General features: G+C 65.3%; 13 protein-coding genes. 10 read left to right on the forward strand and 3 right to left on the reverse strand.

The features are described from left to right. The first annotated feature begins 14 nt into the window (after positions 1-14). The 3 genes from F8R15_RS17540 (at position 15) to F8R15_RS17550 (ending at position 2,129) form a co-directional block, all read left to right on the forward strand. Positions 15-1,127 (forward strand): aminodeoxychorismate synthase component I, encoded by a 1,113-nt coding sequence (locus tag F8R15_RS17540; protein WP_152845444.1) that lies wholly within the window; start codon positions 15-17, stop codon positions 1,125-1,127. After that, positions 1,100-1,717, forward strand: coding sequence for an aminotransferase class IV family protein (locus F8R15_RS17545; RefSeq protein WP_152845445.1), 618 nt, complete (start codon positions 1,100-1,102; stop codon positions 1,715-1,717). The genes F8R15_RS17540 and F8R15_RS17545 overlap by 28 nt, the downstream gene beginning before the upstream one ends. Before the next feature lie 67 nt (positions 1,718-1,784). Then, complete coding sequence (locus F8R15_RS17550; RefSeq protein WP_078549499.1) at positions 1,785-2,129, forward strand: DUF3775 domain-containing protein; 345 nt, start codon at positions 1,785-1,787, stop codon at positions 2,127-2,129. Between the two features lie 110 nt (positions 2,130-2,239). Here the strand turns inward: F8R15_RS17550 and F8R15_RS17555 are convergent, their stop codons facing one another. Then, complete coding sequence (locus F8R15_RS17555) at positions 2,240-2,926, reverse strand: response regulator transcription factor (RefSeq protein WP_078521549.1); 687 nt, start codon at positions 2,924-2,926, stop codon at positions 2,240-2,242. A 142-nt stretch (positions 2,927-3,068) separates the two neighbouring features. Between F8R15_RS17555 and ribA the strand changes: the two genes are divergently transcribed. Then, positions 3,069-4,145 (forward strand): GTP cyclohydrolase II, encoded by a 1,077-nt coding sequence (gene ribA, locus F8R15_RS17560; RefSeq protein ID WP_152845446.1) that lies wholly within the window; start codon positions 3,069-3,071, stop codon positions 4,143-4,145. Next, positions 4,145-4,699, forward strand: coding sequence for a L,D-transpeptidase (locus F8R15_RS17565; RefSeq protein WP_152845447.1), 555 nt, complete (start codon positions 4,145-4,147; stop codon positions 4,697-4,699). Before ribA ends, F8R15_RS17565 begins: the two co-directional genes overlap by 1 nt. Here the strand turns inward: F8R15_RS17565 and F8R15_RS17570 are convergent. Next, entirely contained in the window at positions 4,696-5,349 is a 654-nt protein-coding gene (locus F8R15_RS17570) for a YggS family pyridoxal phosphate-dependent enzyme (protein WP_152845448.1), read from the reverse strand. The genes F8R15_RS17565 and F8R15_RS17570 overlap by 4 nt on opposite strands. 99 nt (positions 5,350-5,448) lie before the next feature. Next, on the reverse strand, positions 5,449-6,471 hold the full coding sequence (locus F8R15_RS17575; RefSeq protein ID WP_078600935.1) for a porin: 1,023 nt from the start codon (positions 6,469-6,471) through the stop codon (positions 5,449-5,451). A gap of 350 nt (positions 6,472-6,821) precedes the next feature. Here F8R15_RS17575 and F8R15_RS17580 point away from each other — a divergent pair, with 350 nt between their 5' ends. The 5 genes from F8R15_RS17580 to F8R15_RS17600 all read left to right on the forward strand — a co-directional run bounded on the left by F8R15_RS17580 (position 6,822) and on the right by F8R15_RS17600 (position 12,769). Further along, the gene (locus F8R15_RS17580) at positions 6,822-7,370 is read left to right on the forward strand and encodes a DUF3576 domain-containing protein (protein ID WP_078549509.1); all 549 of its coding nucleotides are present in this window, start codon (positions 6,822-6,824) and stop codon (positions 7,368-7,370) included. A 153-nt stretch (positions 7,371-7,523) separates the two neighbouring features. Beyond that, a complete protein-coding gene (gene leuS / locus F8R15_RS17585; protein WP_152845449.1) occupies positions 7,524-10,082 on the forward strand; it encodes a leucine--tRNA ligase in 2,559 nt (852 codons plus the stop codon). After that, positions 10,069-10,566, forward strand: a complete 498-nt coding sequence (gene lptE / locus F8R15_RS17590) for an LPS assembly lipoprotein LptE (protein WP_078549513.1) — start codon at positions 10,069-10,071, stop codon at positions 10,564-10,566. The genes leuS and lptE overlap by 14 nt, the downstream gene beginning before the upstream one ends. Next, positions 10,563-11,585 (forward strand): DNA polymerase III subunit delta, encoded by a 1,023-nt coding sequence (holA, locus tag F8R15_RS17595; RefSeq protein WP_152845450.1) that lies wholly within the window; start codon positions 10,563-10,565, stop codon positions 11,583-11,585. The genes lptE and holA overlap by 4 nt, the downstream gene beginning before the upstream one ends. Beyond that, the gene (locus F8R15_RS17600) at positions 11,582-12,769 is read left to right on the forward strand and encodes a TIGR03862 family flavoprotein (protein WP_368731091.1); all 1,188 of its coding nucleotides are present in this window, start codon (positions 11,582-11,584) and stop codon (positions 12,767-12,769) included. Before holA ends, F8R15_RS17600 begins: the two co-directional genes overlap by 4 nt. Positions 12,770-12,821 lie beyond the last annotated feature (52 nt).

The following is a 12,821-nucleotide window of genomic DNA, read 5'->3' on the forward strand; positions in this document are numbered from 1 at the left end:
CATAGAGTGCGCCCATGAGTGACGAGGTCCGTTTCGACAGGGGGCCGGACGGTCGGCCCTGCCGCTTCCGCGACCCCCATGAGGTCATCCGCGCCGATGCGCCGGAGGATCTGCCCGCAGCTTTCGCGGCGATCACGCGCGCGCAGGCCGAGGGGCGATGGCTGGCGGGGTTCGCGTCCTACGAGCTGGGCTATTGTCTGAGCGAACGCCTAGCACCGCTCCTGCCCGAGAACCGCGATTTGCCGCTGCTGGCCTTCGGGGTTTTCGACGCGCCCGAGGATGTCCCGCCGCCGGTCTCGGAGAACGCGCCGCAGATCGAGCTGGCCGAGCCGCGCTGGTCGGAGGCACGCTATGCCGAGGCCTTCCAGACGGTCCACGATTATATCGGCGCGGGTGATTGCTATCAGGTGAACCTGACCTTCCCGATCCCCGTGACGAGCGGTGCCGCGCCCGAGGCGCTATATGCGGCCCTGTCCAGCGCGGGCCAAGTGCCGCACGGGGCCGATGTCGCGCTTGCCGGGGTGCGCTTGCTGTCGCGCTCGCCCGAACTGTTTTTCCGGGTCGAAGGCGGCAAGATCGTCACCCGGCCGATGAAAGGCACCCGCCCGCGCGGGGCGACGCCCGATGAGGACGCCGCTCTGAAATCCGATCTGATGGGGGCCGAGAAAGACCGCGCCGAAAACCTGATGATCGTCGATCTGCTGCGCAACGACATCTCGCGGATCTGCACGCCGGGCTCGGTCAAGGTGCCGCGCCTTTTCGAGGTCGAGACCTATCGCTCGGTTCACCAGATGGTCTCGGAGATCGAGGGCGAACTGGTCCCCGGCACCGACCTGCCCGAGATCCTGCGCGCGATGTTCCCCTGCGGCTCTGTCACCGGCGCGCCGAAGATCCGCGCGATGGAGATCATCCATGAGCTGGAACCCGACCCGCGCGGCATCTATTGCGGCGCGATCGGCTGGGCGGCGCCCGATGGCCGGATGGAGTTCAACGTCGCGATCCGCACGCTGATGCAGACGGGCCCCGGCCAATGGCGGGTGAATGTCGGCGGCGGGCTGGTCTATGATTCCACCGCCCATGGTGAATATGAGGAAGCGCTTTGGAAAACCCGGTTCCTGCAGATCTGAAACTGATCGAGACCTTCGGCTGGCAGCCCGGCGAAGGCATCCGCCGCCGCGCCCGCCATGTCGCCCGGCTGACCCGCGGCGCCGAACAGCTTGGCTATCCGCTCGACGGAGAGAAACTGACGGCGGCCCTCGCGACAGTTTCCGGCGACAGCCCGCTGCGGGTACGCCTGACCCTCGACGCGAAGGGCACGATCGAGATCACCTCCGCGCCCCTGACCCCGACAACCGCGTGGCGCCTCCATATCTCGGGCATCACCCTCGACAGCAACGACCCGATGCTGCGCCTCAAGACCACGGCGCGCGCGCCCTATGATGCCGCCCGCGCCGCCCTGCCCGAGGGCGTGGACGAGGCGATCCTGCTCAACGAGCGCGGCGAGATCTGCGAAGGAACGATCACCAATCTCTTCCTGAAACGCGACGGCATCTACCTGACCCCGCCACGCGCCTGCGGCTTGCTGCCGGGCATCCTGCGCGAGGAGATGCTGGAGACAGGGGCCGCCCGCGAAGCCGTCCTTCGGCCCGAAGATCTGGCGCAAGGCGAGGTCTTCATGGGCAACTCCCTGCGCGGCCTGATCCCCGCGCAGTTGTGATGCGACACGCAAACGCTTGCGCAGGTCGTGCAATGGCGAGATGATGAACCCAAGAACGGAGGCAGCCATGCTCACCATCAGCCCGGCGAAAATCGCCCATGTCATCATCCGCGCGCGCAAGTTCGACGCGGACGTGCCCGGCTCCGGTCAAGCCCGCGAGCTGCGCGCCTTCATCGCGGCGCTGAACGAGGATGAAAAGGCATCGCTGACCGCGGTGATGTGGATCGGGCGCGACACCTATGACGCGTCGGAACTCGACGAGGCGATCGCCACCGCCAAAGCCGAGGCTACCGCGCCGACCGAGGATTACCTGCTGGGCAATCCGATGCTGGCCGATCATCTCGAAGACGGGCTGAATGCGCTCGGCATCTCGCTCGAAGAGGCCGAGGAAGACATCTACCCCACGGTCTGAGCCGCGCTCCGACCATCGGAAACGACAAAGGCGGCCCCCGCAGGAGCCGCCTTCCTCATTTCCAACCTTGGCGCGCGTCACGCGGCACATGCCGCGCGAAACGCCTCGGATCAGGCCACCAGACGATAGCCGCCCGATTCCGTCACCAGCAGGCGCGCATTCGAGGGATCGGGCTCGATTTTCTGACGCAGGCGATAGATATGCGTCTCGAGCGTATGGGTGGTGACGCCCGCATTGTAGCCCCAGACCTCGTGCAGCAGCACATCGCGCGGCACGACGCCGTCGGTCGCACGATAGAGGAACTTGAGGATGTTGGTTTCCTTCTCGGTCAGGCGAACCTTGCGGTCCTTGTCGTCCACCAGCATCTTCATCGCGGGCTTGAACGTATACGGGCCGAGCTGGAAGACGGCGTCTTCGGACTGTTCATGCGTGCGCAGCTGGGCGCGCAGACGGGCCAGAAGCACCGGGAACTTGAAGGGTTTGGTAACGTAGTCGTTGGCGCCGGAGTCGAGGCCAAGGATCGTGTCGGCATCGGTGTCATGGCCGGTCAGCATCACGACCGGGCATTTCACGCCGCTCTTGCGCAGCTTCTTGCACAGCTCGCGGCCATCGGTATCGGGAAGGCCCACATCCAGAACGACAAGGTCGTAAAGCGTCGATTTCGCCTTATCTACCGCTTCGTGACCATTGCTGGCCTCGAAGACCTCGAAATCGTCGGTCGCGACGAGCTGCTCGGCGAGCGCCTCGCGCAGATCGTTGTCATCGTCAACCAAAAGGACCTTCTTCAATGATGCCATGTCCTGAGCCTCCATTTACATTTGACGAATAGCTGTTGTCCTTTCACAGCGATGGCAAGGGTGGTGAAACCTATCTCACGCTGACGTGTCGAATCACCGGCAGATATTTCAATTTGTTACAGTCGAGGCTATCTCAGAGCGCATGACCGGTACCTATTCCCTCGGGCCGAGCCCGGCTGAACGACTGAATCGCGCCCGCGCCGATCTGCGCATGGGGCTGCCCGTTTTGCTGTCCGATCACCTCACGGTGGCGGTCGAGACGCTCTCGCCCGAGCGGTTGGCCGCGTTGCGCGCGCTGGGGCCGCTGACGCTGGTCCTGACCGCGCGCCGGGCCGAGACGCTCAAAGCGCGCGTCTATGACGCCGATATCGCCCGGATCGAGGTTCCCGCTGACGCGGATCTGCTATGGCTGCGTGCGCTCGCCGATCCGGCAGACGATTTGCGCGTGCCGATGAAAGGCCCGCTCAAAGCACTGCGCGGCGGAGATGCGGATCTCGCCCGTGCCGCGATCCGGCTGGCGAAATCCGCGCAGCTTCTGCCCGCAGCGCTGATGGTCGCAGCGCCCGACCCTGCGCCGACGGAGCTGACCTGCATCACCGCCGAGGAGGCGCTTGCCGCCGCCGACATCCCGCAGGCGTTCGCCCCGGTCTCCGCCGCGCGCGTGCCGATGCGCGCCGCCGAAGCCGGTCGGCTGCACATCTTCCGCCCCGACAATGGCGCGGAGGAGCATTACGCGATCGAGATCGGCCGTCCGGATCGCTCCAAACCCGTTCTCGCGCGGCTGCATTCGGCCTGCTTTACCGGCGACGTGCTGGGCTCGCTGAAATGCGATTGCGGCCCGCAGCTGGACGCGGCGCTGACGCTGATGGGACATGAGGGCGCGGGCATCCTGCTCTATCTCAATCAGGAAGGGCGCGGGATCGGGCTTGCCAACAAGATGCGCGCCTATTCGCTGCAGGATCAGGGATTCGACACGGTGGAGGCGAACCACCGCCTCGGTTTCGAGGATGACGAACGCGATTTCCGCATCGGCGCGGCGCTACTGCGCAAGCTCGGGTTTTCGCAGGTGCGGCTGTTGACCAACAACCCCGCCAAAGTCGCCATGCTGGAGGCCAACGGCATCGACGTGACCGAGCGCGTGCCGCTGAAGGTCGGCATGAGCCGCCATAACGAGGGCTACCTCGCCACCAAGGCCGCGAAATCGGGGCATATCCTGTGATGCGCCTCACGCCCTCCGGGCTGCTATTTCGCGGCCGCCGCTTTCCGGTCGAGATCGGCCGCGGCGGCATCACCGGCACCAAGCAGGAGGGCGACGGCGCGACTCCTTCGGGGCGGCTGCATATCCTGCGGATGTTCTACCGCGCGGATCGGATCGTCGCGCCTCAGGACTGGGCCGAGCCGATCGGCCCACGCGATCTGTGGTGCGATGCGTCCGGGGATTCGGCCTATAATCATCTGGTCCGCGCGCCCTACCCCGCATCGCATGAGGCGATGCGGCGCGCCGATCCCCTCTATGACATCGTGCTGGTAACCGACTGGAATTATCCGCAGGCAGAGCCAGGCAAAGGCTCAGCCATCTTCCTGCATCAGCGCCGCCGCGCGGGCTACCCGACTGCGGGTTGCCTCGCCTTGCGCCGCGATCACCTGATCTGGATTGCACAGCGCATCGCACCGGGCGAGCCGCTGGAGATTCCCCTTCGGCTTGGCGGAAATATCCTCCGGGGGTCCGGAGGCGGAAAGCCCCCGGCGCTCAACGCCCGCGACAAAGCCTAGGAATAGTCGCGCGCACCGAAGATCGCCGAGCCTACGCGCACATGGGTCGCACCGGCGGCAATCGCTTTCTCGAAATCGGAACTCATCCCCATCGACAGACCCTCGAGCCCGTTGCGCGCGGCCATCTCACCCAGCATCGCGAAATGCGGGGCGGGGTCTTCGGATTCGGGGGGAATGCACATCAACCCGACCACGGGCAGGTCTTTGCCGCGCATATCCGCGACGAAAGCGTCGAGATCATCGGGCAGCACGCCCGCCTTTTGCGGCTCGCACCCGGTATTGACCTGAATGAAGAGATCGGGCGAGGCCCCGCGGGCCTGTGCCAGATTGGCGAGCTTCTTGCCCAGCGAGGGCCGGTCGAGGGTGTGAATCGCCTCGAACAGATCCACGGCGAGCTTCGCCTTGTTCGATTGCAGCGGTCCGATCATATGGACCTCGCAGCCGGGAAACTCCTCGCGCCAGGCGGGCCATTTGCCCTGCGCTTCCTGCACGTAGTTCTCGCCGAACAGCCGATGGCCTTCGCGCAGAACCGCCTCGACTCGCTCGGCGGGCTGAACTTTCGACACGGCGATCAGCTTCACCGATCCCTGCTCGCGCCCTGCCTCTGCTTCCGCTTTCGCGATCCGCGCCTGAATCTCGCTCAGTCCCATCTGGCCCTCCCTCGTCAGCGCGCCCAAGAAACACCGAAGGGCCCAAAAAGAAAAGAGCGGGCGCAAGGCCCGCTCTTCCCATCGTTCTGTCCCGAAGGATTAGAACGAGAACTTCACGCCGAGGTCAGCAACCGCGTCCGAACCCGAAACGTCGGAGTCAGCGATACCGCCTTTGATCGACGCGCCGCCGCCGAGGTCGTACTCAGCGCCGAGACCGTACCAGGTCACGTCGGTGTTGGCGTTGTTGTCTTCAGCGTACTGGATGTAGCCGCCAACGGTGGTTGCGCCGAAGACCGACGAAGCACCGATGCCGTACCAATCAACGTCAGCATCCTGACCGCGGTGAGCGATCACGGCTTTGACCGAGGTGTTGCCGAACTGACCGACGCCAGCGAGCGAGATCATGTCGACGTCCATGTCGGTGCCCGAGAGCTGGTTGCGGCCGTTCGAGTACTCGTAGCCCATGCCAACGGTGTAGTTGCCGAAGGTGTAAGCGCCAGCGATGGCGTACTCTTGGGTGACCGAGGTCTCGGTGGTGAGCGTAGCAACGGTGCTGTTGCCGACCGCGACCGGAACGCCGAGACCGCCGATGGTTGCGCCGTTCAGCTTGCCGTCCGACATCGAGGCTGCGACCGAGAACGCACCGAAGGTGCCGGTGTACAGCAGGTTCGGGCCGGAGTTGGCGCAAGCGCTGATGCCCGGACCAACGCTGGTGCAGTCGACGTTGCCGCCGTTGTCAGCCGTCAGGTAGCCGATGTCGTTCGAACCGCCAGCCGACGACAGGTCGGTGTAGCCAACTTCGTAGAAGTCGCCGAACAGAGCTTCCGGAGCGCCGACAACGTCGCCCATCGAGAGCTTGCCGAACGCGCCCGAGATGTAGACCGAAGCCGAGGTGCCGCGGGTAGCAGCGATAGCTTGGTCAGCACGGACGGAGCCGCCGAACTCGAGGCCACCGTCGGTGGTGCCCGAAGCGGTGAACGAGACGCGGATGCGGCTCGAGAAATTCCAGTCGTCGCCGTTGTAGACGACACCCATGCGGCCGTCGCCGCCAACCGAGACCTCAGCGGCAGCGATGCCAGCCGAGAACACGAGCGCGGTCGTCGCGAAGAGAACCTTTTTCATCGTTTTCCCTCATTGTCTTACAGGTAACCCCCAACCTGGGGAATCCGAAGTTGGGTATGACGGTGTTTTCTCTCCCCACCCCTTTCATTGCAACTCAAAGCGCCCGCCCGGGTCGAATAGGGTGTTTGATGGTGCAGACATGTCACAGTAACGTCAGCGTGCAATTGCGGTTGGCCTCTGACACCGCCCTACAGAGCCCCTTACACGCGCGTATAGCGGCATCGGGTGGCATTCCCCCGAGGTGCCGGTCGGTCGAAATCCGGGGGCAAAGGGGAAAAACCTTGTCGGGCTGGGGGCCATGAGCTAGAGAAAAGGCAATCAATGACGCAGGCCGACGGGGACAGCTTCGCATGACTTCCAGAACCCTTTTGAAACGCACGGCAATTCTGGGCGTGTGCCTCGTGCTCGCAGGCTGCGGCAAGGGTATCTCGAGCGGCAACATCTTCTCGGGTGGCAGCGGGGCTACCGCTTCACAGCGCGAAGCCAATCAGCTCGACCACACCCCCGGCTCGAACGAAGCCGTGATCGACGGCCCGACGCGCCGCGTTCAGAAGAAATCGACCGTTTGGGATATTTTCGGCGGAAATGGCGATCCGAACATCACCGTCGAGGTAAACAAGTATCTCTGGCAGGCTTCGCTCGAAGTGCTCGACTTCCTGCCGATTCAAGAGGTTGACCCCTTCTCCGGCGTCATCGTGACCGGCTACGGCACCCCGCCGGGCGGCGGTCGCGCCTATAAGGCCACGGTTTACGTGACCGACCCGGCGCTCGATGCGCGTTCGCTCAAGGTGTCGATCCGCACGCAGGGTGGCGCGGTCTCCGCCGATACGCAGCGCGCCGTGGAGAACGCGATTCTCACCCGTGCACGTCAGCTGCGGGTCCGCGACTCGCAACTCTGATTCCCGCAAGGCGACCGCAGGACGCATTCAGATCCCAGCCCGAGCCAGCCTCCGGCGGGGATATTTCTGTCCAAATGAGCGCGGCGGCTGGACCTCGCCCCCAAGGCCAGTGTAGCAAGCTCGCGCAGAATTCGACGTGATGAGGGGCCCGACATGGCACGCTACGAACCGAGCCAGAGCGAGACGAAATGGCAAGAGGCTTGGAACAAGGCGGATCTCTTCGCCGCGCGCCGTGATCCGGCCAAACCGAAATATTACGTCCTCGAGATGTTCCCCTACCCGTCGGGCCGCATCCATATGGGCCATGTGCGCAACTACACGATGGGCGACGTCGTCGCGCGCTATAAGATGGCCAAGGGCTTTTCCGTGCTGCATCCGATGGGCTGGGATGCCTTCGGGATGCCCGCCGAAAACGCCGCGATGGACAATAACGGCCACCCGAAGGACTGGACCTACGGCAATATCGCCGTGATGAAGGACCAAATGAAGCCGCTGGGCCTCTCGATCGACTGGTCGCGCGAATTCGCGACCTGCGACCCGGACTATTACGGCCAGCAGCAGGCGATGTTCATCGACATGCTCGAGGCCGGTCTCGTCTATCGCAAGAATGCGGTGGTGAACTGGGACCCGGTCGACATGACCGTGCTCGCCAATGAGCAGGTGATCGACGGCAAGGGCTGGCGCTCGGGTGCGGAAGTCGAACGCCGAGAGCTGACGCAGTGGTTCTTCAAGATCTCCGACTATGCCGAGGAACTGCTCGACGCGCTCGACAACCTGAAAGACTGGCCCGAGAAGGTGCGCCTGATGCAGGCCAACTGGATCGGCAAGTCGCGCGGCCTGCAATTCGCCTTCTCGACCGTCGATGCGCCGGAAGGCTTCGACCGGCTCGAGGTCTACACGACCCGCCCCGACACGCTGCGCGGCGCGAGCTTCGCGGCGATCTCGCCCGATCATCCGCTTGCCAAGCATCTGGAGCGGCACGATCCCAAGGTTGTGGAATTCGTCGCGAAATGCCGCGCAGGCGGCACGACCGAGGAAGCCATCGAGACCGCCGAGAAGCTGGGGATGGATACCGGCATCAAGGTCCGCCACCCGCTCGACACGAGCTGGGAACTGCCGGTCTATATCGCGAACTTCATCCTGATGGATTACGGCACTGGCGCGATCTTCGGCTGCCCGGCGCATGACGCGCGCGACTTCGAATTCGCGACGAAATACGAGCTGCCGATCACGCCCGTCTTCGAGCCGGTCGAGGGCGACTATCCCGAGGCCGAATACGTTCCTCTGAAATCCGAAAAAGTCCGCTACATCCGTGGCTTCGCGGGCGACGAGGTGCAGACCGGCGAAGAGGGCGTCGCGAGTGCCATCGCCTTCTGCGAGGAAAACGGCATCGGTCAGGGCGTGACCAAGTTCCGCCTGCGCGACTGGGGCCTGAGCCGCCAGCGCTATTGGGGCTGCCCGATCCCGGTCGTCCATTGCGAGACCTGCGGCGTCGTCCCCGAAAAGAAGGAAAACCTCCCCGTCGAGCTGCCTTACGACGAGGACGGCCAGAAGATCGACTTCTCGATCCCCGGCAATCCGCTGGATCGTCATCCCAGCTGGCGCGACTGCACCTGCCCGAACTGCGGCGGGCCGGGTCAGCGCGAGACCGACACGATGGATACTTTCGTCGATTCGAGCTGGTATTACGCCCGCTTCACCTCGCCCGGTGCCGCCACGCCGACCGATCCGGCCGAGGCCGAGTACTGGATGAATGTCGATCAATATATCGGCGGCATCGAGCACGCGATTCTGCACCTGCTCTATTCGCGCTTCTATGCCCGCGCGATGCACAAGACCGGCCACCTGCCCGCGAAAGCGATTGAACCTTTCGACGCGCTGTTTACCCAAGGCATGGTGACGCACGAGATCTACCTCACGCGTGACGCGAAGAACCGCCCCGTCTACCACCTCCCCGAAGAGGTCGAGGACGGCAAGCTGAAGGCCACCGGCGAAGCGGTCGAGACCATCCCCTCGGCCAAAATGTCGAAATCGAAGAAGAACGTCGTCGATCCGATGAACATCATCGCCGAGTTCGGGGCCGATACCGCGCGCTTCTTCGTGATGTCCGACAGCCCGCCCGAGCGCGACGTCGAGTGGACCGCCGCCGGCGCCGAAGCGACCTCGAAATTCCTCGCCCGCGTGCACCGCATTGCCGACGATATCGCCAATTCAGATTCGCCCGCGAATGAGGCCGAGGACACGGCGCTGCTGAAGGCCACCCATAAGGCGATCGACGAAGTCACCAAGTCGATCGAGGGCTTCACCTTCAACAAGGCGGTCGCCACGCTTTACGGCCTGACCAACACGATGTCGAAATCGAAGGCCGGGGCCGAGACCAAGCGCGACGCGATGAAGCTGATGGCGCAGTTGCTGGCGCCGATGGTGCCGCACCTCTCCGAAGAGGTCTGGTCGATGCTGGGCGGCGAGGGCTTCGTGATCGCGGCGCGTTGGCCCGAGGCGGACCCGGCGCTGCTGGTCGAAGATTCGGTCACCCTGCCGATCCAGATCAACGGCAAGCGCCGCGCCGAGATTTCGGTGCCCAAGGACATGCCGAAGGAAGAGGTTGAAAAGCTGGTTCTGGCCGACGAAGCTGTCGTGAAGGCGCTGGCCGGTGGCCAGCCCAAGAAGCTGATCGTTGTGCCGGGGCGGATCGTCAATGTGGTCATCTGACAGACGCGGATTTCTGGGGCTCGCGGGGGCAGCTGGCCTGCTCGCAGGCTGCGGCTTCACCCCGGCCTACGGGCCTCAGGGTGGGGCTGCGAAACTGCTCGAAGGGGTCGAACCGGCTGCGCCCACGACACGCGACGCCTTCGCCCTCGTGCAGCAGCTGAACGCCCGGTTGGGGGCCTCGCAGGTCACCCGCTACCGGCTCGACTACAAGATCGACACCGAGTCGCTGGGTCAGGGCATCTCGCCCGACAATGCGACGACGCGCTACCAGCTCAACGGCACGGTGGATTACACGCTGCGCGATGCGGCGGATAACGCCGTGCTGCTGACCGGGCGCGTGACCTCCTTCACCTCGTGGTCCGCGACCGGCACCGTTGTCGCCTCGCAGGCCGCGCAGGAAGACGCCCATCGCCGCCTGATGGTGATCCTCGCCGATCAGATCGTGACGCGACTTCTGTCACAAGCGCCGGGTCTGCCGGAATGAAGCTGACCGGCGTAGCAGCGACCCGCTATTTCGCCAAACCCGAGCCCGAGCGCACCGGCCTGCTGATCTTCGGCGGCGATGCGATGCGCGTGGCCCTGCGGCGGCAGGAAGTCATCGCCGCGCTGATCGGCCCGAAGGGCGAAGAAGAGATGCGCCTGAGCCGGATCGCGGGCGGCGATCTGCGCAAGCAACCCTCGCTGCTGCTCGATGCGATCAAGGAGGTCGGCTTCTTCCCCGGCCCGCGCGTGGCCTTCGTCGAGGATGCGACCGATGCGGTCTCGGACGCGGTGAAGACCGCGCTCGACGCATGGCGCGAGGGCGACGCGCAGATCGTGATCACCGCAGGCTCGCTCGCCGCGAAATCGAAGCTGCGCAAGGCGTTCGAGGGCCACAACAACGCCTATTCCGTCGGGATTTACGACGACCCGCCGAGCCGCGAGGAGATCGAGGATATCCTGCGTCGCGCCGGTCTGCGCGATATCTCGAACGATGCGATGACCGATCTCGTGGCGCTATCGCGGGCACTCGATCCGGGCGATTTCCGCCAGACCGTCGAGAAGATCGCGCTCTACAAATTCGGCGACACCACGCCACTTGGCCCCGCCGATGTGGCCGCCTGCGCGCCGTCTTCGGTCGAGGCGGGCGTCGATGACGTGCTCTCCATCGTGGCCGAGGGCCGCGCGCCCGAGCTTGGACCGGTGATGCGGCGGCTGGAGAGCCAAGGGGTGCAGCCCGTGCAGCTCGCCATCGCCGCGATGCGCCATTTCCGCGCACTGCATGCCGCGGCCTCCGACCCGCAAGGCCCCGGTGCAGGCATCGCGCGGATGCGCCCGCCGATCTTCGGGCCGCGCCGCGACCGGATGCAGCGGCAGGCGCAAAGCTGGGGCATGTTCAAGCTGGAGACCGCGCTGAAGGAACTGGTCGAGACCGATCTGACCCTGCGCTCCGCCAGCCGCGCGCCGCAAATGGCGGTGATGGAGCGCGCGCTGATGCGGCTCGCGATGCTGGCCCGGCGGTGAGCGCGGCGGCGAAATCCGCGCTCGTCATCGGTGGCGGCCCGGCGGGGCTGATGGCAGCCGAGGAACTGGCGCGGGCCGGCGTCTCCGTGACATTGGCAGAGGCCAAGCCGACGCTTGCGCGCAAATTCCTGATGGCGGGAAAATCCGGGCTGAACCTGACGAGGGACGAACCGCTCGACAGCTTCCTGTCCCACTATTCCCACCCGCAGATCGCCGCGATCACCCGCGAATTCGGCCCAGAAGCCGCCCAGAGTTTCGCCCGCGATCTGGGTGTCGAGCTGTTCACCGGCTCCACCGGTCGGGTCTTCCCGACCGTGATGAAAGCCTCGCCGATGCTGCGCGCCTGGATCGCGCGGCTCGAATCTCTTGGCGTCACGATCCGCACGCGCTGGCGCTGGCAGGGCTTCGACGGCGACGCGCTGATCTTTGACACGCCCGAAGGCCGTCAGAGCCTGAGGCCCCACGCCACGGTCCTCGCGCTTGGCGGCGCAAGCTGGCCGCGGCTTGGCTCGGATGCGGCCTGGGTGCCGTGGCTGAGCGCGAAAGGCGTGGAGATCGCCCCCTTCGCCCCCGCCAATATGGGGTTCGAGATCGACTGGTCGGCGCATATGGCGAACCAGCTTGGCCAGCCCGTGAAAGGTGCAGCGCTGATTACGCCGACGCGGCGCACGCGCGGCGAATTCGTAATCTCGGAGCGCGGGCTCGAAGGCGGCGGCATCTATGAACTCTCCGCCGAGTTGCGCGAGGGCGCGCCGCTGAACCTCGATCTCGCCCCGGATCAAAGCACCGAAGACCTCGCCGCGCGGCTCTCGAAAATCCCGCCGAAACAGAGCCTGACGAACCGCCTGCGCAAAGGCGCAAAGCTGGACCCGGTGAAGCTCGCGCTCGCGCTGGAATGGGGGCGCCTGCTGCCCAAGGACCCGGCGCAGCTTGCAGCGACGCTCAAATCCCTGCCCGTCCCGCTCGGCCCACAGCGCCCGATCGCCGAGGCGATCTCCAGCGCAGGCGGCATCGCGTGGAGCAGTCTCACCGACGATCTGGAACTGACCGCCCTGCCCGGCGTCTTCGCCGCAGGCGAGATGCTCGACTGGGAGGCCCCGACGGGCGGCTATCTGCTGACCGCCTGCCTCGCCTCCGGCCGCCATGCCGGACGCGCCTCGGCCCAACGGCTCTCTTCCCCTTGATGTAAATATCCCGGGGGAGGTCCGTAGGACCAGGGGCAGAGCCCCCTCACCC

The sequence above is a fragment of the Thioclava sp. JE_KL1 genome (genome assembly GCF_009296265.1).
GTDB lineage: Bacteria > Pseudomonadota > Alphaproteobacteria > Rhodobacterales > Rhodobacteraceae > Thioclava.